Here is a 19205-nt window from a genome sequence, read left to right as displayed (position 1 = left end):
TTCTCTTTATTTAAGCGAATTTTGAAAGGGATTGTTCCAGTATTTTGGCAAATCTAAACACATCCTCAAAGCTATTGTAAAGAGGGGTCGGTGCTATCCTGATTACATTGGGATTTCGCCAATCCCCCACAATCCCGTTCTGATAAAACTCATCAAAGACCGCTTTTCCGCCTTTGTGGATCAGCAATGACAATTGACACCCCCTTTCCGCTTCGGCATTTGGGGTAATCACTTCCAACACACCACTTTCACCACTTATCTCACGGATCAAAAAAGCTAAAAAGCCTGTCAGTTGCACACTCTTTTTCCTTAAATGCACCATCCCTGCTTCTTGGAAGATATCCAAGGAAGCTTGGTGGGCTGCCATGCCAAGGACGTTTCCATTGGAGTTTTGCCAACCATCTGCACCATACATGGGCACAAAGCCCTTTTCCATCTTAAAGCGAACTTTCTCATCATGTCCCCACCAGCCAGCAAATCGATTGAGGGCCGGATTATTGCCGTGCCGCTCATGTACAAAAATCCCCGCCACGTTTCCTGGACCAGAATTCAAATACTTATAGCTGCACCACGCCGCAAAATCCACTCCCCAGTCATGCAAATGTAAAGGAGCATTACCTGCTGCATGCGCTAGATCAAAGCCTACCGTAGCCCCTACCGCATGGGCAGCACTGGCGATGGCCTTCATGTCAAAAACCTGGCCCGTATAATACTGCAAGCCTGCCATCATCACACAGGCCAACTCATCTTGATGTTTGGAGATCGCTTGAAGGATATCTTCGGTTCTGATCGTATGCTCTCCCGGTCGTGGCCCAACTTCCACTATCGCTTCATCGGGGTCCAGTCCATGGTATTTAACCTGGGATTCCAGCGCATACATGTCCGAAGGGAACGCACCCGCTTCTGTCAGAATCTTGTTTCGTTTTCCGTTGGGTTGGTAAAAAGAGACCAACAGGGCATGGAGGTTGGTGGTCAAACTTCCCATGGCGACCACCTCATGCTTTTTCGCACCAACAATCTCCGCCAGCGCTGCTTTGGACCTTTCATGCACGGAAAACCATGGCGCATCCCCTTCAAAATGTCCGTCCACCGCCTTGCTGGCCCAACTTTCCAGGTCTCGATCAAGGTGTTCTCTGACCGCTTTTGGTTGAAGTCCGAGGGAATTGCCACAAAAATAAATGGCCGCTTCCCCATTTACTTTAGGAAAGTGAAAGCGACTTTGGAATTTCCTCAGGGGATCCTCACGGTCCCTCTCTTGGGCAAAGGCCAAGCTGTAGCGGTATGAAGACATAGTTTACTGTTTTAGTCTAGGGTGCAGGGGACTTAAGGTTATTTTTCCATCTTGGTCCCGCAGGATTGGCAAGTGGTATTTTCTGGATTGCTCCAAAAGCGCTCCATGATCGGCGGCAGCTGGCTTACAATATCCGTCACCACGGCATATTCTTCGTATAGCTTATTTCCACAATTTTCACAGTACCAGATAAAGCCATCTTTCTCGCCTTCTTTACGGTAACGCTCCATCACCAGTCCCACTGTATTGGCAGGTCGTCTGGGGCTATGGTGCACTTTGGGAGGCAACAGGAAAATCTCGCCTTCCTTGATTTCAATATCCTTCGGCTTCCCTTCTTCGATCACTTTCAGGACAATGTCTCCCTCCAGCTGATAAAAGAATTCCTCCCCTTCATTATAGTGGTAATCCTTCCGGGAATTGGGGCCTCCTACGACCATCACTATAAAATCATCATTTCCCTTGTAGACTTGTTGGTTACCCACTGGCGGCTTGAGCAAGTGCCGGTTATCCTCTATCCATTGCTTGAAATTAAACGGTTTTGTCAACGCCATCTGATTTGTAGTTTTTGGTAAAAAGGAAAGCTCTTTTGACGGCTTCCCCATACTGCCATTCCGCGGATGGAGCGGATGGTATTTGCCCCATAAAAGTAAAAAAAAACTGGCAGTAATTAGGATTCAAGACGTGGTAATTCACAGGTATTGCGGACCCTCATCCGAAAACTTCCACTAATGGGTAAGCTGTACATACCAACTTCCATCTTCGGAAAAATTATTGTTACTTTGAAGCGTAACATTCTTTCAAAACAGTCAAGTAATGTCTTCTCATCATTTTGTAAAAGAGCAGCAGGAACCAGCCTTGCTCCTCTTGGATACCGCACAGCTTTCATACGAGCAGATTGCTCCGTTATTGGAATGGGTTCCCACGGTCCTGGTGGCAGAACCGATGGTAGAAAGGGTGCTTTCGTGGGGAATTAAAATCGATGTCATCCTAGCGACTCGCGAATACCAAAAAGCGCATTTTAATCTTTTAGAAGAACAGTATCCCCTGCGTTTCTTGACCTGTCCATCCGGCGATTACCTGCAGGAAGGGCTTCAGTACCTTATCGCCACCAAGCATACCGCGGTAAACATCATTGGTTACGATCACCGTCATGTTTTTGCACTGGAAGCAACGCTGGACCTGATAAACGTGGTGATCTTTGACGGCCCTATCCGCTATTTTCCAGTAAGGGAAAAAACCTTCAAAAAATGGTTTCCCCAAAGCTCCATTCAGCTCCATGCCCCAGATGAAACGCTCATCGAAATGAAAACCGATACCGACAGCCAATTTATCAAGGTCACCCATGCCACGTTCGTAGAAGCCGAGGAAGGGACCATTACCTTTCAGGCCATGCAGCCTTTCTGGATTGGAGAAATGATCGGGGACGGAAATTCACAACCATGAGCAAGCAGACAGTCTCTCTTTACAGCTTTCGCACCACTTCCTTTTTAGGAATGGCAATGCTCCACATGCCCCTAAGCCCTCCTACTTTGTGCCCTTTGGCCTTATCATCAGGATATAAGCTCTCCAGCTTCCCCAAGGTCGCCTCATCAATATCCGTCGCGGGATCTCCGTGGCATTTCAGGCACATCTCTCCGGGAATTTTAATGGCCTTGGTATAAAGAAGGATTTCGCCATTTTCGATTTCCTGCACATTGGGTTTGCTTTCGATGCCGTTTTCCTCATTGTATTCATACGCCTTTAGCAGCATTTCCTCCGCCTCATTGGGCTGATCGACCGGGTTTCTGAAGTCGTGGGAAACCCTTCTGATGACCACCTTGTGTTTCTTGCTCACTTCGTCCAGTGATGGCAATGCCGCCACATTACAAAATTCCACCGCGCCGGCCACACCTTTCTCATCGATAGATGTGGTCAGTTTAGCCATAAGGGCCTGTTGGGCATCCGTACTGATTTCATTGCCCCATTTGATGGCTTCGTTAATGATATCCACTTCATTGACCTTTTTGATTTCCATGGACTCGTTTACTGCATCAAACACTTCCCGATCCACTTTCTTGCGAGTACCACATGAGACCAAGGCTCCAGCCACCAGTATTGATAAAATTACCCGTATCATATTTCCACCGTTAAGTATAGGGTCAAAGGTAGTCCATTAACCGCTCCAAAGCCAGTTTTCGGCTGATTCATCCTGAGAAGTCCAATTGATTTTGGCTCATGAAGGGCCCCATATCTTAGCGGTAAAACAGGATTCCATAAAACGTGTGATTACTGTGCCGCAAGGTTTTACTTGATACAACGGATCCAAAACACCCCACTTAGGGCCTTTGAGCCTTCAGGACTGTCCCCCTATCCAGCGGAATGAAGTGGGGGACCGTTATCGCGATGTCACTTATTTTCTTAATTTTGTCCCTGCAAAGACCAAAAACTATATGCTTGATAAATTAGAGCACGTCAAAGATCGATTTGAAGAAGTGGGGCAGCTGATCATTCAGCCGGATGCAATGTCCGATATGAGCAAATACACCAAGCTCACCAAAGAATACAAAGACCTGGAGAAAATCGTCAAAGTGTTTGATGAATACAAACTGGTCCTGGACAATATCAAAAGTTCAAAAGCCATTTTGGAAACCGAGAAAGACCCTGATTTCAGGGACATGGCCAAAGCAGAGTTGGATGAGCTAAAGGAAAAGGAAACCGAATACGAGAAAGCGCTCAAACAGATGCTTATTCCCAAAGACCCCAATGATTCCAAGGACTGTATCTTGGAAATCCGAAGCGGTACGGGCGGTGATGAAGCAGCTATTTTTGCGGGAGACCTCTTCCGCATGTACGAGCGCTATGCCGAAAAGCAAAACTGGAGCCTCACGGTACTCGACCTTACCTTTGGTTCTGCCGGTGGATATAAAGAAATCATCAGCACTGTTTCAGGTGCCGATGTGTACGGGATGCTGAAGTATGAATCCGGCGTCCATCGTGTACAACGGGTGCCTGCCACAGAAACCCAAGGTCGGGTACATACCTCTGCTGCTACCGTGGCCGTACTTCCAGAAATGGAAGATGTGGATGTTCAGATCGACATGAACGATGTACGAAAAGACACCTACTGTTCATCAGGTCCCGGGGGGCAATCGGTCAACACGACTTATTCGGCCGTAAGGCTTACGCACGAACCTACGGGAATCGTCGTGACCTGCCAAGACCAAAAGTCACAGATCAAAAACTTCGAAAAGGCCTTAAAAGTACTCCGGTCCAGAATTTATGAAATCGAGCTGGCCAAGCATAACGAAGAAGTAGGTGCCCAGCGTAAGTCAATGGTGGGAAGCGGGGACAGATCAGACAAGATCAGGACATATAACTATCCCCAAAGCCGGGTTACGGATCACCGGATCAACAAAACCGTGTATAACCTTCCTGACGTGATGGATGGCAACCTTGAGGAATTTACAAGTGCCCTGCGCTTTGCAGAAAATGCCGAACGGCTCAAAAACAGCGGCATGGAAGACTAACTTCCATGCCATTTCTTTTTTTTGGTGAAAGCCATATTTTAGGTATGGATTATGCAGTGGGTGCTCCATCAATACGTTCATCAAAAAAAGAAAAGCTGTATATGAAAATCGAAGGAGAAAATGGTATCACTCTTCATACCTGGGGCGGACAGCACTTCCACAAACTGTACCCATTGGCCAACAACCCTGCCATTGCCAAGAACCTCAAAGATAGCTTTCCCCAACCTTACACCTTGCATGATGCTCGTTTCTGGATCGAGCATAATATCAAGTTCAACCCTCCCCACAACTTTGCAATCGAGCAAAACGGCCAACTGGTAGGCGCAATAGGCATCCACAAAGGAGAAAATGAACTCCGCACCAACATGGAGCTCGGATTTTGGCTGGGTGAGCCCTATTGGGGACAGGGCATTGCTACTGAAGCCGTCAGGCTTTTCGTTCCCTATCTGTTCAAAAACTTTGAAGTACAGCGGGTCTTTGCCACCGTTTATGACTTCAACATCCCCTGCATGCGAGTACTCCAAAAAGCCGGTTTTGAAGAAGAAGCCATCCTCAAAGGGGGATTTATCAAAAACAATAAAATTGGCGATATCTTTCAGTTTGTCGTTCTAAGAGAGCAGTTTATATAAGATTTTAGCAGAAAAAATTGGCTTACCAATCAAACTGGTTCAGTTTTTGGAAGCCTAATGGCATGAAACGACTTGTCATAAATTTCTGTTTTGCGGCAGCCTTTATGCTCGGCACCGTAACCATGACCACTTCCTGTGTAGTGCATCACGGACATTATGGTCAACATTATAAAAAGAGCCATAAGAAAATGCCCCCAGGACAGGTCAAAAAACATTATGGAATACATCCCAAACATCAAAAAAAGGGAAGATGGTGATCGCTTCACCTAACTTGCTATTCCCCTTTAATGCCTAACAAATCCAGTCATCAACGGCCATTTGTTAGGCATTTTTTGGATCAAGCATTGTTTCTGGGGACTGGGATTTAACTTTATGGGGAATAGTACATCCAGTACAACCTTTTTCCACCTGCCCACCCTGATAGGCTAACCTCAACAACGCGTAGGCTCGAACTTTCCTTTTCCTATCGTCCATTAAAAACTTCTCGCTACCTTTGTGTGACTTTCACATGCCATGATCAGCGCAAGAGCACTATATCAATCCTACCATTCCAGTTTGCAACCGATGTACCCTGAACAGGAAGCCAGTCAATTGGCCTTTTGGCTATTGGAACATTTCTTAGGCTGGAAGCGGGGAGATATTGTAAGAAATGCTTCGTTACCCGAACTCCCCAATGACATTCAAGTGGCTTTTGAAAGGCTTATGGAAGGCCATCCTATCCAATATATCCTAGGGGAAGCACCCTTTTATGGCCGGGACTTTAAGGTTGACCCAAGCGTCCTAATTCCTCGAAATGAAACCGAAGAACTTGTTCATTTAATCCTCAAGGATAATCTTCAAGCTGGACTCCAAATCATGGATATCGGTACGGGAAGTGGCTGTATTCCCATTACACTTTTCTTGGAAATGGCCCATCCAGTGGTCCATGCCATGGACATCAGTAAAGAGGCATTGCAAATGGCGCAGGAAAATGCCAAGCGCTTGGGAGCAAAGGTAACCTTTCTCCAAACTGATATCCTCAGCAAGGAGATCCCCATAAATCAGCTTGACATTTTGGTCAGCAACCCTCCATATGTGCGTGAGCTAGAAAAAGCACACATGCACAAAAATGTACTGGAGCATGAGCCTTCCCTGGCATTGTTTGTTTCCAATGAGGATCCACTAGTTTTTTACAGGACAATTGCCACAAAAGGCTTGAAAGCACTAAACCCCGGGGGCAAGCTGTATTTTGAAATCAACGAAGCCTTTGCCAAGGAAATGGAAACTTTGGCCGAAAGCTTGGGCTATCGCCACGTGACCATCCATGATGACTTACAGGGCAAGCCTCGGATGCTGTCTGCTATTCGTCCTTGATGAAAAAATCCCCTGCCCAAGCCCGCATGCTTGAACAAGGGGGAAATCAAATCAATCGCAAAAATTAATCTTTCGTGGTTTTAATTTTGAAATGGAAAGTGCCCTGGCAGGTTCGGGTCAATCCTTCATCCTCAACCCCTTCCATTTGCATTTGATAGTGGCCTTTGACTCGATAAATCTCATAATCCGTTGCGGTGCCAGCGTGAGTGATGGACACGATTTCAGTGAAAGAGTTTTCCTCATCAAAACCAGCTTTGGACCTTATTCGACTGTCACTGCCTTGGCTCACGGGGAGCACTTGTGCCATCGAAAAATATTCTTCTGTCCCTATGGGATACTTACCGAAATTTTCAGCCTTAGCCATTTCAGTGCTGCTGGATGGTACGACAAAATAAAAGGTAGAACCAGTCGATTGGGAGGTTGCCTTCAGCAGCGTGCTTTTTGTGGCGTCCAAATCCAAGTGGGTACAGTCCACCTTTCGTTCCCAATCTTCCGTTTTAAACGCGAAGTGTAAGCTGGTGGGGATCTGATTTTCAGGTTGGTTTTCAGGATCAGAAGGATCGGATCCATCTTCATCACTGATCATATCACAGCCCCCTACAAAAATCACTAAAGCAAAGAGTAGTAGTTTCTTTAATGTATTCATATTAACAAAGTTTATACACCATATCGTATTGTTCACACCAAAATTATACGGTTTTAGCCTATATAAAAATACACATAAACATGTAATTTATTCTCATTTGCAGTATAGCTAATGTACTATGGATTTGCCTACAGGCCAGATCATAAAAAAAGTACCGGCGCTGAAACCGATACTTTTCTCGATAAATGGCAAATTATACTTCGAGCAGCTTGGTGGAAGGTGGCGATGGATCTTCCTTACCCAAAGTCATCATTTCTGAAGAAGTTCCCTTAGTGCTTTTTTCAGGAAGGTTTGTGCCCTTACTTTAAGTCCCTCCAAACCCAGCTCTTCCCCCGATTCTTCCTTGATTACATAGTTCATAAAGGATTCATGGAAAAGTAAATGCTTGGTGATGCCCGGCAATAAAGAATAGAGCATCAATAAATCAACATCTGCTCTAAAATCTCCAGCGGCCTGCCCTTCTTCGATAAACTGTTTGACCATTTTATAGTGTCCATGACGTTTCCTATCAATAAACTCCCTGAGGCTTCCTTTGCTGTGCAAGCCACTCTCTCGGAGAATAATTCTATGCAAGTATTGGTGTTCCAAAAACCTGTCAACATATTCATCCACTAGCCAATCCAGTTTTTGCCAACGGGTAAAAGCATCCTTTTGAAGCAGGCTTTCTACCATGACATTTAAGTAATCACCTCGATAGTGAAATATCGCTTCCAGCAATTTTTCTTTGCTCTCAAAATAATAGGAAATCATCGCGATGTTTACTTCTGCCCTCTTGGCAATTTCCCTAACTGAGGTACCGGAAAAGCCATTCTTTGCAAAAAGCTTCTCGGCTACCTCCATGATGTTCACCTTTTTTTTCATTGAGTTCCATGATCCAAAATTAATTTGGTAACATATCTTAAACAAACGTTTAATTAAAAAGGTTAAACAATTGTTTAATATTTAAGTTATTTTAACATAAATCAGGTAAATTATAAAACCCAATCTAATGATGACATTGGGTCGACAACGTTATCAATCTGGAACAACCAACTAGGTCAAACGCACAATTTTGAAGGTTTGGGCAATATTATCCTCTCAAAAATAGAGAAATGGTTACTATAAATCATTGGGCAATTACATGCTTGACCAAAAAGACATAATCCTGATAATCTCCATTGGCCGCTTCTTCAAAACAGACCAGATATTGCGCTGGGAGGACTTTCCCATTACTGTCCCTCACCGCATATACTCTACAGGCATGCGTGGCATGATCCGGATGAAGCGATTGATTCCAGTAATCCTCTGAATAGGCCACATGGCTTGGGCTGGTGGTATAAAACCCAAATGACAACTTGCCCGGATCAAATGAGGGGTGTCCCTCTTCAAGGGCCGGATAGATGGTTTGGTGTTCAGGATAACTGGTACTATTTGCCAGCACTCCAACCTGTTTCAAAACAGGGGTTTCATTGCCCCTTTCATAATACCCAAAAGGAAGGGCAAACGGTGGACTATAGCGTGCTATTGGTATCATCTCTACCCTCTCCGCACCTTCTGCCTTTTTAAAAGAGGTTACGTGCAACTCTTCTCCTTGAAGCTCAGCTCTAGTGTGATTGGCTAGCTGAGTCCATCCTAGATCAATCTTCCAACCAAATGCCTCGACGACCAAAGCCAATGACGGTTCATTTTCTCCCTCCAAGGCTTTTGTGCTCAAGCCACGAACAGGCCTGCTCGCCAATACTTCATCCTCCAGCCTTATTTCCATGACCGCTTCGGCAAGACCAATAAATTCCATGTTGGGTGTAAATTGGACAGATATCATCAGCGTATCATCCAAGACGTCCATTTTCCTGGCCGAAAAATAATCCGCTTGATCTCCCAAAAAGATCACCTTTGCCGTATTTACATCCCCTTCATCAACTTGAAAAGCCATTGTACCCGCTTTACTGTGTTCACTCCTGATCGCAGATAGCACTATTGTTGAATCATGGTTTGTCTGTGCCACGACGGTCTTTAAGAAACTCAAGCACATCATCAACGTAGCCAATAGGATTTTCATAGATTGTCGGACATTTTTTTTGGACGTATAAAAAAGCCACAGATTAAATGCATGAGGTATACCCATCCATTTTATCCATGGCCATAAAGAAAATTTATTACAAATTCTGCTTCTTCAGTTCCTTAACCGCATGATCGCAGGCCCTGGCTGTAAAAGCCATATAAGTAAGGGAAGGATTTTGGCAGGCCGAAGATGCCATAAAAGCACCATCTGTGATATAGACATTGGGCACTTCATGCATTTGATTATAGCCGTTCAGGACTGAGGTCTTCGGATCCTTGCCCATCCTGGCGGTTCCCATTTCATGGATGCAATGGCCCGGAGGCGGTGCACTATCGTATGAATTGATATTTTTAGCTCCGACAGCCTCTAGGATATCCACGGCACTTTGGCGCATATCTTTACGCATGGCCATTTCATTTTCCTTAAACTCACAGTCGATGTCCAATGTGGGCAGTCCATAAGCATCTAACTTATCATGATTGAGGCTTACCTTGTTATCATAATAGGGCAAATGCTCACCCCATGACCCGATACCAAAGCTCCAATCTTCACTTGGTTGGGTTTTGGACAGTTTGAAATCTGCTCCCACACCAGCAGGACCACCTTGACCGCGTCCGCGTCCGGCACCTCCTTGGTAACCAAACCCACGTACATAATCCGGTCGCTCAGTGGCTTCACTGATATTTCTAAAGCGGGGTACATAAATACCGTTTGGCCTGCGGCCATAATAATATTTATCTCCAAAACCTTCAATGGCTCCGGAAGCCCCCACACCATAGTGATGATCCATCAGGTTATGCCCGACCTGCTCACTACCATTCCCCAACCCATTGGGAAAGGCATCCGAAACGGAATTGAGCAGGATCCAAGCCGTGCCCAAGGTGGAAGCATTCAAGAAAACTACTTTCGCATAATATTCGGTATATTCCTTGGTTTCGGCATCCATGATGCGCACACCATTGGCCTTACCAGTTTCTTTGTCATAGAGCACTTCCGTCACAATGGAAAAAGGCCTAAGGGTCATGTTTCCGGTTTGCATAGCGGCTGGAAGCGTAGCTGAGTTACTGCTAAAGTATCCTCCAAATGGGCAACCCCTAGCACAGAGATTTCGATACTGGCATGGCCCCCGACCGTTTAAGGCAGCTGTCGCATGTGCCGCCCTGCCGATGGTAATGATCCGGTCGTCAAATTTCTCCTTTACCCGAGCGGCAACATGCTTTTCTACACAGTTCATCTCCATGGCAGGCAAAAAATGACTGTCCGGTAACTGCGGCAAACCTTCCGCTTGGCCAGAGATCCCCGCAAATTTTTCCACATACGTGTACCACGGTGCCAAGTCCTTATACCTCACCGGCCAATCCACACCGTATCCGTCCTTAGCATTGGCTTCAAAGTCAATATCACTCAAGCGGTAACACTGCCTTCCCCACATCAGGGACCTCCCTCCGACGTGGTAGCCTCTGAGCCAATTGAAAGGCTTTACTTCATTATATGGATTCTCCAGGTCATTGACCCAAAACTGTTGGGTGTCTTCTCCAAAGGCATAGCAGCGGCTTTGGATGGGATGCTTCTCCTTGCTTTCGTTGGTCGACCATCCCCGGTGATCGAGTTCCCAAGGGTTCAGGTTTGTGGTGGGGTAGCCCTTGATGTGTTCCACATTCTTGCCGCGTTCCAGCACCAAGGTTTTTAGTCCCTTTTCACACAGTTCTTTTGCTGCCCAGCCTCCACTGATGCCGGAGCCCACGACGATCGCATCGTAGGTATTTTCTTTTGTTGCTTTGATATTCAAATTCATGGTAAGGATTATTTTAGGTTATGCCCAGGCTTTGTCTCCGGGCTTCAGATCGACACAGCCATCATAGCGGCCGGGCACCAGTTCGTAACGCAGCGCCTGAGTGGCACCTGCCTCCGAACTAAAGTATCCAAAAAGGGTCAACTCTTTGATGATTTTATAGCCCCGCACGAGTCCATCCTCTAGCTCGTTACTTTTGGCATACACTTGGCCATCCAGATCACTTACAGCGGCTACCTGCTCATCAGGTGACAGCGCAGAAAAATCCTTATCCGATTCAAAATAACCTAATGCCAAAGAGACGTTTTCCCGGTCCTCTTGGGAATAACAGTCCTCCAGCATCTTTACCATAAATGCACCAATCCCCACGGCTTTGGCCCCTGGAGAGTCGGGTGTTTCAGGGATAATGATATCCCCGATCGTGGCCATTAACTGGGCATCTTCATCGGTGAAAACACCTGCCACGGCTTCTTTTGAGCGGGTACAGCCCTGCTGGAACACCGCAAGGGTAGATACCGATAGGGCACTGCCAAACAGCAGCCCCACGCCCTTCATTGCTTCGCGTCTATTCATATTTTCTATAGGGTATTACTTGATTTGAACGCATTAAATTATTGATTCCTCGTAGGATAAAAAATTAATTTATACGAAAAGCCTCATTATACAATTTTTATGGCACTAAACCTCTTGGAACGGTGACCATATACGTCCATCCAAATCCTCCCTATTTAAAAGCCTGCAGCATCTACCTGGTCACTTCCCATAAATATGCCCCTGGCAATGATCTTCCTATTAATTTCGTCCAAGCCTCAAAACCAATACCTGCCCCGTTTTTTCCGCAAGGAAATGATCCTTGTTTACCAAAAAAGGGCAGGCACAAAGCTGGTTTAACACACTCACTTATCTTCTTGCTTTCCGATGCTCAATTGGTACCAATCAATATTCCGCGTGAAATACATGGTCATGGCCAACATCACCGTCAGGCCAATGCTTCCCATCAGCAGCGCATAATCAGTCAACTGTAAGGTCACATATAAAAATCCAAAAGCCCCCGCTAACGCTGCCAATAAGAGTAAGCTCAGCATTTTCTTTTTGAAAACGGTCAGTGAATACAGCACAATCATCGACACAATGCCCAAAGTGGCCATGGCATAGGCCGTATTGAAATCCGAATGCTCCGTGATGGATACCAGCAATACATAGAACAAACAAAGCCCTAAGCCGACCAAAGCATATTGGAAGGGATGAATCTTCCGTTTATTGAGCACTTCTACCAAAAAGAAAACCAGAAAAGTAACGACAATGGTCATCACCGCGTACTTGGCAGATCGCATGGACTTTTGGTAATTGTCAACAGGAAATAACAAATCCACGCCAAATGCCGCTGCTTGAAGGTTTCCTCCTTGGGACTCATCCACCCAAAACTGCGGAAAATTCCGGTTCAACTGCAGCACTTTCCAATTGGCCGTAAACCCAACGTTGGTAACTTCACGCTGATCAGGCAGAAAATTACCACTAAAGCTAGGTGAAGACCACGGCGATGTCAGCTGTATTTCGGTCGTCCCGCCCACGGGAACAAACGACATGCTACGGCTCCCCTGCAAATTCAACGCAAAGGAAAAAGGAATCTTCTTTCCTTTCATCAAGTCCAGGTGAGGCAAATCCACCGAGATCCCCTGATGGATCAACGCTGGAATCTTAGATCCCGGCTTCACTTGCAGTTGCTCACCACCCCAATTGACCACCAGCTCCTCCTTAATTCCCCTGAGATCGGATATTCCAATGGTCAAAAAGGCTTTGTCATATTGGATTTCCTTGAGGTTATTCCGGCTAAAATTCTCTTGAAGCTGGAAGTCTCCTGCAAATACCAAATGGGATGTATACACCACTACTTCATAAATCCCCCGGCGAAGGGTTTCTGGAGTGATTTTTCCATCTACCTGCAGCTGCTCGGGGAGTAAGTAGAGGTACTTTATTTCTTCTCTGATCTCCTCCTTATCGTGATATTCATAAAGCAGTGGAACGGTCAGCACCGGACCGTTCACTTGCTGGCTATTGGCCCATTTTGAGCTCACTTCAGCCTTGGTTTGCTCATTGAGCGCTTCGCGCTCAGAAATTAAATCCATGATCATCGACGAGGGAATCAGCAGCAGTAAAACCAAAATGGTGATGACCAATAATTTTAGACTCACGGAATTACTGATCCAAGCACCTAATTTTTCCAAATACGTGTTTTCATTTTTCATAATTATCTGTTTTTAAAAGTACTTTGTATTTCAAAGTACATGGGTAAATTTTTTTATTTCAATAATTGTTCAATTGCCTTAATATGCTTCTCAAACGCCTTGATTCCTTCCGGCGTAGCGGCATATTTGGTATTCGGCTTACGATCGAGAAATTCCTTTTTGAATCGGATATATTTATGCTTCTCCAAGTTTTTCAAGTGACTGGCCAAATTCCCATCGGTCACCCCCAAAAGGTCCTTTAATGCCGTAAAGTCCAGGTGATCATTGACCACCAAAGCAGACATTATCCCCAACCTGATTTTATTTTCAAAGGCTTTATTAAGATCCTTTAACAGCTCTTTCACAACTTATATTTTAATTGCATGACCAATCCATAAACAATATGGAGCACTCCAAAACCAACGGCCCAAAACCATATCCCATACCCTGTAAAACAGGCAGCCAGCAAACCTAAGACTATTTCTGCGAATCCCAAACTGCGAATTCCGCCCACGGTATATTTACTGGCATTGATCAGTGCCAATCCATAAAACACCAGCGTCAAGGGAGCGATCCACTCCAAATTTCCCTTAAGCAAAAGAATTACACAGAAAATCCCTCCTGAAACTATCGGAATGGCCAGGTTGACTAGCAGACGTTTGGACGGGTGATCCCATAGCTTTTGCTGATTTCTCTTTGCGGTATTTCTGGTGAACAAAATGCCAGCTGCAACAGCCCCCACCAAGATCAATCCTCCAATCCACATCAAACGAAAAATCATGGACATTTCGTCAACACCTGTATCGTACGACCACTCAGAATAGACGAGCCGATAGGCCGCAAACGCCCCTATCAAGGCTATGATCCCTGCTGCAATGCCCGACATACCGCTAAGGGAAATAAACTTGGAGGACTTGTTCATCATTTCACGGATTTCCCGCAAATCGTCCATGTATTTTTGCTGATCCATAGAAAGTACTTTGAATTACAAAGTAAATATAAACTGGTTTTTTGCTATTTCAAATGTTAGGATTGTTAAAAATTGTAAAACAGGCCATTAAGGCCAATAGCTAGGCATTAATTAAAATAGGTGCTGCCACCATCGTTCGAAACCAGCCAGTCAAATTAAAAACCTTTGTGACGCTTTATCTCTAACACCCGTTCAATGGGAAGCGCTTTGACCTCATGGCCTTGGTAGCCCTTCATGGTTTCTGCAGCAAACAGGGAGTTGATAATGGCCTCTTCAGTAGCCTCTATGGTCGCTAAAAAAAGTCCGCTCATATAGTCATTGTTCACCACTTCCATCGTCAGCCGTTCCGCTCCATGGCTATCATAAGGAATTCGCAGGTCCTTTGCCGTAGAAAAAGCCACCACGTAATCCCCGGATCCATTAGAGGCGATCCCTCCGGTTTTGGCCAAGCCCATCATGGCCCGTTTTGCCACTCGCTTCAAGTTCCTCGCATGGATCGGTGCATCGGTAGCCACGACGATCATGCATGAACCATCGGCAGATTCCAGTTGATTTTTGAAGGCATATTGGCCAAGTTCCTTTCCCACGGGGAACCCATCGATCTGAAGGACTCCGCCAAAATTGGTCTGCACCAATACCCCAACCGTGTAGCCCCCCATTTCGGCCGGAAGCTTTCGGGAGGCCGTGCCTATCCCACCTTTAAAACCAAAACAAACGGTACCGGTGCCAGCGCCCACGTTGCCCTCTTCTACGGCTCCGCTTTGGGCAGACTGAATCGCTGCCACTACATCAGATGGCTGCACATGCCGACCGCGAATATCATTGAGGTAGCCGTCGTTGGTCTCTCCTACCAGCGCATTCACAGATCGGACATTGTCATTTTCGGGATTTAAAAATGTATAATCGATCACTCCTTCGATCCCCGAGGCCACATTTAAGGTATTGGTCAGGACGATAGGGGTTTCGATATTCCCCAATTCCTCCACCTGGGTGGTCCCAGCCAATTTCCCAAAACCATTGCCGACATAAACTGCTCCCGGCACCTTTTCCTGAAAGACGTTTCCGCCATGGGGCAAGATGGCCGTAACGCCTGTCCGAACACTATCCCCTCTGAGCAGGGTTTGATGGCCCACTTTCACGCCGGCCACATCCGTAATGGCATTCCCATCACCTGGAGCGAGCACGCCAAATGAAAAGCCATAATCCCTGGCCCGCTGCTGGCCATAACCACTAAAAATAATACACAAGGCAAAAGCCAAGACTGGGAGCAATTTCGAAGGAACAGCCATCAAGAAAAGATTTTAAGGTTTGTGATATATTTATGGAATCTACTCGGTAAGGATACCCTTTAGGTCTGCGGGAGAGTAATTGATCGACTTTAGTGTTTTATGGTCTTCTTTTCTGAATACCAAATAACGGTCGCCCTCCTGCTCATAAAAACAATCGACACCTTGTCCTTGATAATGGGAAACGGTGGCTTCGGCTTCTTCGATCGATTTACAGGCTTTGCTCATATTAGAACGCTGTACTTCATCAAAAAGGGCTTTAAACTTATCTGCCAAGCCAAATTCGAGCACCGCGCCTGCCAATACATACTGTATGTCACATAACGCATCCGCTACCTCTACGAGATCCTCATTTTGGATGGCTTCTTCCAATTCCTTCAGTTCTTCTGCTATCAAAGAAACCCTGAGCTTGCTTCTTTTTTCGTCTGGAATGGATGGTTTATCCAAGATAGGATGCTTAAAGGTTTGGTGAAATGCTGCTACCGCACTAAGGGTCTTGGGATCTTTCATAGTTTAAGATTGTAAAAGAATAGACTGGATAACCGAATCCAGAGATCATTCAAAGTTAATAACTCAAGCAAAAAAAGTTAATTAATGACCAAATACAAAGTGGCTGCCCCCAAAGTTTAGCTATATGGAACACGTTTAAGGTGTTACACATAATTCTACACTGGAAGCAGCCACTTGCAATGAGCTGTAATGAATCTATTGGTTCTTAAGCCATACCGCTCCCTCCAAGTTGCTCTCTATCTGACTGTAAAGGGCGGCATTTCCGTCAATATTATCAGGACCTACTTCCACAACACCATCGGAATTAGCATCCAGTGCAGCATCCATATCCACTCCTTCAAACATGGCCTCCAAATCAAACACTACTGATAGATCGGTATCGCCCTTGACTTCATATCCTTGAGAAGAAGCGGCTACTGCCCTCAGTTGCTTTTCAGCCGCCAGCCACACTTGGGTACTTTTGCCTTCCACATCTCCCTCTATGAGCAGGGATTTGTTTTCCATCTCGCTCCCTGCACTTCCTTCAGCATGCTGATGAAGCGTAAATAAAACCTCTGTGTAATGCCCATTGGGGGTTTGCCCCTCACCAATTACAGTTACTTGGGATTCCCCATCTACGATCAATTGCAGACTTTTCTCTTGGGAAACTTCTGTACCGAGTTCAGCACTGAGATTGGTTTCCAACAATCCATCACCGATACTGATCCCCGCATCGATTTCAGCTTGCGAAACATACTTCATCTCCATGTCTTGAGTGCCTACACTAAACGAACTGACGCTCATGACTCCTGCGGCCAATCGACTATTTTCGGAGGATGTCTCCGATTCTCCCTCAGCAGTAGCTTTTAAAGTCACTTGACTATACCCTTCCTTAGGAGCCTCATCATCATCGTTTGAACACGCCATTAACATAACGCCAAGACTTAATGGCATCATCCATTTCGCATAAATTTTCATTGTTCCTTTCATAATTATTTGTTAGTTGATTTTGCAGTCACCTCTTAAAACAAACAAAATGCCAGTTTTAAGACATAACCGAATAAAAATGGTAGTTAAACAACCAAATAAAAAAACCCGGCTGGAAATTACCCAGCCCGGTTAACAATAATTTACGCCAATAAGGATTTACGCAATATTAGTAAGGAACAACCTGTATGGCAAACTAAACAATGGCAACATAGCGCTCTTGTACGGCTGCCCAGTTTACTACATTCCACCAATTGGACACATATTTTCCTCTTTCATTTTGGTAGTGGAGGTAATAGGCATGTTCCCACACATCAATTCCCATCAAGGGAATTCCCTGCAGATCGGAAACATCCATCAGCGGATTGTCCTGGTTTGGGGTGGAACCTACTTTCAGCTTTTTATTGGCATCCAAGACCAACCAAGCCCATCCAGAACCAAACCTTCCTTTTGCCTCGCCTTCAAACTTCTCCACAAATGCATCAAAACTGCCGAATGCTTTATCAATGGCCGAGGCCAGCTCACCTTCTGGCTTACCGCCTCCTTCAGGTGACATGATGCTCCAGAAAAGCTCGTGATTATAGTGCCCGCCACCATTATTTCGCATGGCCGTACTGTAGTTTGAGACATTCATCAGGACTTCCTCCAACGGCTTACTCATGTCCACTCCTTCTTCTTCACAGGCTGCTTTCAGCTTCCTAGCATATCCTGCAGCATGTTTGGTATAGTGGATTTCCATGGTGGTAGCGTCGATATTTGGCTCCAGCGCGCCATAATCATAGGTCAACCCCGCTTGGGAAAAGCCAGTACTTAGCTGCACTGCTTTCTCTTCCTCTTCTTTGGAGGCACCACAAGCCGTCAGGAATGCAGAACCCAATGCACTGCTACCAATTCCCACTGCCAATGTGGCTTTAGTACTTTGTGTTATAAAAGTCCTTCTAGAAGGATTAAATGAAGACTTTTTCATTTCTTGTAAAATTTTATTTTGAAAATATATTACATCTCATTACTATCCAATGAAATTATTTTTCATTGCTATTCTAGCAAGTTAAGTAAATACCTTATAAAATAAAACCAATAATCAGACCATTTGTCTGAATTAATGACAAGATGGTTATGTTTGTAACATAAACGGAAAATGGATTGGTTTTTGAGCCACACCATTATACGCTATTAATGTAAACTACGAGATGGAAATATCATTTTATAAGTATCAGGGCACCGGGAATGATTTCGTGATGATCGATGATCGATCTGCTCATTTTGATGAAAAAAACCTGAAACTTGTCAGCCAGCTTTGTGATCGAAAATTCGGGATTGGAGCAGATGGACTCATCCTCATTCGCAACAAAGAAGGATACGATTTTGAAATGATTTACTACAATGCGGATGGCTCTCAGAGCATGTGTGGCAATGGGGCCCGCTGTGCCGTGGCTTTCTCCAGTTTTCTGGGAATCGTCACCGAGGAGGCACATTTTCTGGCCATCGACGGCCCTCATGACGCACGAATAGAAGATGGAAATATCGCGCTGGGCATGGGAGATGTCACTGCCATAGAACGTGTTGATGACGACTTTTACGTCAATACCGGCTCTCCCCATCATGTCCGGTTTGTGAAAGATGTCGAAAACTATCCTGTCGTGGACACTGGCGCATCCATCCGCTACAGCGATCATTATACACCAAAAGGCACCAATGTCAACTTTGTATCCACCTTGGCCGAAGACCATATATATGTCCGCACTTACGAGCGAGGCGTAGAAGATGAAACCCTTTCCTGCGGAACGGGCGTCACGGCCTGTGCTTTGATTTATGGTGATCAAAAAGGAATCGATCATATAAAAATCAAGGCTTTGGGTGGAAATCTTGCCGTTAAATTCAAGGCCTTGCCGGACGGAAGGTTTACAAACATCCTATTGATAGGACCAGCCCAGCAGGTATTTAAAGGCACCATCACGGTGTGACCATCATTGTATTTGAATTGCATTTT

20 protein-coding genes are annotated in these 19205 nt (G+C 45.4%); 5 read left to right on the top strand and 15 right to left on the bottom strand.

The features are described 5' to 3' along the window. Positions 1–10: 10 nt before the first annotated feature. Together kynU and ECHVI_RS07090 are read right to left on the bottom strand one after the other, a co-directional pair. Positions 11–1291, bottom strand: a complete 1281-nt coding sequence (kynU, locus tag ECHVI_RS07095; protein WP_015265278.1) for a kynureninase — start codon at positions 1289–1291, stop codon at positions 11–13. 38 nt (positions 1292–1329) lie between these two features. Further along, the gene (locus ECHVI_RS07090; RefSeq protein WP_015265277.1) at positions 1330–1842 is read right to left on the bottom strand and encodes a 3-hydroxyanthranilate 3,4-dioxygenase; all 513 of its coding nucleotides are present in this window, start codon (positions 1840–1842) and stop codon (positions 1330–1332) included. Between the two features lie 262 nt (positions 1843–2104). On the opposite strand from ECHVI_RS07090, the gene ECHVI_RS07085 reads away from it, so the two are divergent. After that, a complete protein-coding gene (locus tag ECHVI_RS07085; protein ID WP_015265276.1) occupies positions 2105–2734 on the top strand; it encodes a hypothetical protein in 630 nt (209 codons plus the stop codon). 19 nt (positions 2735–2753) lie between these two features. Here the strand turns inward: ECHVI_RS07085 and ECHVI_RS07080 are convergent, their stop codons facing one another. Continuing rightward, positions 2754–3407, bottom strand: coding sequence for a Tll0287-like domain-containing protein (locus ECHVI_RS07080; RefSeq protein WP_015265275.1), 654 nt, complete (start codon positions 3405–3407; stop codon positions 2754–2756). A gap of 313 nt (positions 3408–3720) precedes the next feature. Between ECHVI_RS07080 and prfA the strand changes: the two genes are divergently transcribed. The 3 genes from prfA to prmC all read left to right on the top strand — a co-directional run bounded on the left by prfA (position 3721) and on the right by prmC (position 6779). After that, complete coding sequence (gene prfA, locus ECHVI_RS07075) at positions 3721–4797, top strand: peptide chain release factor 1 (RefSeq protein ID WP_015265274.1); 1077 nt, start codon at positions 3721–3723, stop codon at positions 4795–4797. Between the two features lie 101 nt (positions 4798–4898). After that, entirely contained in the window at positions 4899–5426 is a 528-nt protein-coding gene (locus ECHVI_RS07070) for a GNAT family N-acetyltransferase (RefSeq protein ID WP_015265273.1), read from the top strand. A 513-nt stretch (positions 5427–5939) separates the two neighbouring features. Then, entirely contained in the window at positions 5940–6779 is an 840-nt protein-coding gene (prmC, locus tag ECHVI_RS07060) for a peptide chain release factor N(5)-glutamine methyltransferase (RefSeq protein ID WP_015265272.1), read from the top strand. 64 nt (positions 6780–6843) lie between these two features. Here prmC and ECHVI_RS07055 read toward each other — a convergent pair whose 3' ends face one another. From ECHVI_RS07055 to ECHVI_RS07000, 12 genes are all read right to left on the bottom strand, one after another. Then, positions 6844–7425 (bottom strand): hypothetical protein, encoded by a 582-nt coding sequence (locus tag ECHVI_RS07055; protein WP_015265271.1) that lies wholly within the window; start codon positions 7423–7425, stop codon positions 6844–6846. A gap of 249 nt (positions 7426–7674) precedes the next feature. After that, positions 7675–8286 carry a TetR/AcrR family transcriptional regulator gene (locus ECHVI_RS07050; protein ID WP_015265270.1) on the bottom strand — a complete coding sequence of 204 codons (612 nt, stop codon included), beginning with the start codon at positions 8284–8286 and terminating at the stop codon, positions 7675–7677. A 244-nt stretch (positions 8287–8530) separates the two neighbouring features. Next, complete coding sequence (locus tag ECHVI_RS07045; protein ID WP_157501284.1) at positions 8531–9463, bottom strand: hypothetical protein; 933 nt, start codon at positions 9461–9463, stop codon at positions 8531–8533. A 97-nt stretch (positions 9464–9560) separates the two neighbouring features. Next, entirely contained in the window at positions 9561–11261 is a 1701-nt protein-coding gene (locus tag ECHVI_RS07040) for a GMC oxidoreductase (protein ID WP_015265268.1), read from the bottom strand. An 18-nt stretch (positions 11262–11279) separates the two neighbouring features. Further along, entirely contained in the window at positions 11280–11831 is a 552-nt protein-coding gene (locus tag ECHVI_RS07035; protein ID WP_015265267.1) for a gluconate 2-dehydrogenase subunit 3 family protein, read from the bottom strand. Positions 11832–12154: 323 nt separating this feature from the next. Then, entirely contained in the window at positions 12155–13504 is a 1350-nt protein-coding gene (gene creD / locus ECHVI_RS07030; protein WP_015265266.1) for a cell envelope integrity protein CreD, read from the bottom strand. Positions 13505–13557: 53 nt separating this feature from the next. Then, positions 13558–13848, bottom strand: a complete 291-nt coding sequence (locus ECHVI_RS07025; protein WP_041738398.1) for a winged helix-turn-helix domain-containing protein — start codon at positions 13846–13848, stop codon at positions 13558–13560. Further along, the gene (locus ECHVI_RS07020) at positions 13845–14453 is read right to left on the bottom strand and encodes a hypothetical protein (protein WP_015265264.1); all 609 of its coding nucleotides are present in this window, start codon (positions 14451–14453) and stop codon (positions 13845–13847) included. The genes ECHVI_RS07025 and ECHVI_RS07020 overlap by 4 nt, the downstream gene beginning before the upstream one ends. 155 nt (positions 14454–14608) lie before the next feature. Beyond that, positions 14609–15742, bottom strand: coding sequence for a P1 family peptidase (locus ECHVI_RS07015; protein WP_015265263.1), 1134 nt, complete (start codon positions 15740–15742; stop codon positions 14609–14611). A 39-nt stretch (positions 15743–15781) separates the two neighbouring features. Then, the gene (locus ECHVI_RS07010; protein ID WP_015265262.1) at positions 15782–16249 is read right to left on the bottom strand and encodes a pyrophosphohydrolase domain-containing protein; all 468 of its coding nucleotides are present in this window, start codon (positions 16247–16249) and stop codon (positions 15782–15784) included. Between the two features lie 195 nt (positions 16250–16444). Beyond that, positions 16445–17155, bottom strand: a complete 711-nt coding sequence (locus ECHVI_RS07005; protein ID WP_157501281.1) for a hypothetical protein — start codon at positions 17153–17155, stop codon at positions 16445–16447. A gap of 256 nt (positions 17156–17411) precedes the next feature. Beyond that, positions 17412–18182, bottom strand: coding sequence for a superoxide dismutase (locus ECHVI_RS07000; RefSeq protein ID WP_015265260.1), 771 nt, complete (start codon positions 18180–18182; stop codon positions 17412–17414). Positions 18183–18405: 223 nt separating this feature from the next. Here ECHVI_RS07000 and dapF point away from each other — a divergent pair, with 223 nt between their 5' ends. Continuing rightward, positions 18406–19179 carry a diaminopimelate epimerase gene (dapF, locus tag ECHVI_RS06995; protein WP_015265259.1) on the top strand — a complete coding sequence of 258 codons (774 nt, stop codon included), beginning with the start codon at positions 18406–18408 and terminating at the stop codon, positions 19177–19179. The last annotated feature ends 26 nt before the right edge of the window (positions 19180–19205 follow it).

Source organism: Echinicola vietnamensis DSM 17526, assembly GCF_000325705.1.
GTDB lineage: Bacteria > Bacteroidota > Bacteroidia > Cytophagales > Cyclobacteriaceae > Echinicola > Echinicola vietnamensis.
The sequence above is the reverse complement of the archived record's forward strand: the minus strand, read 5'-3'. Positions and strand labels throughout refer to the sequence as shown.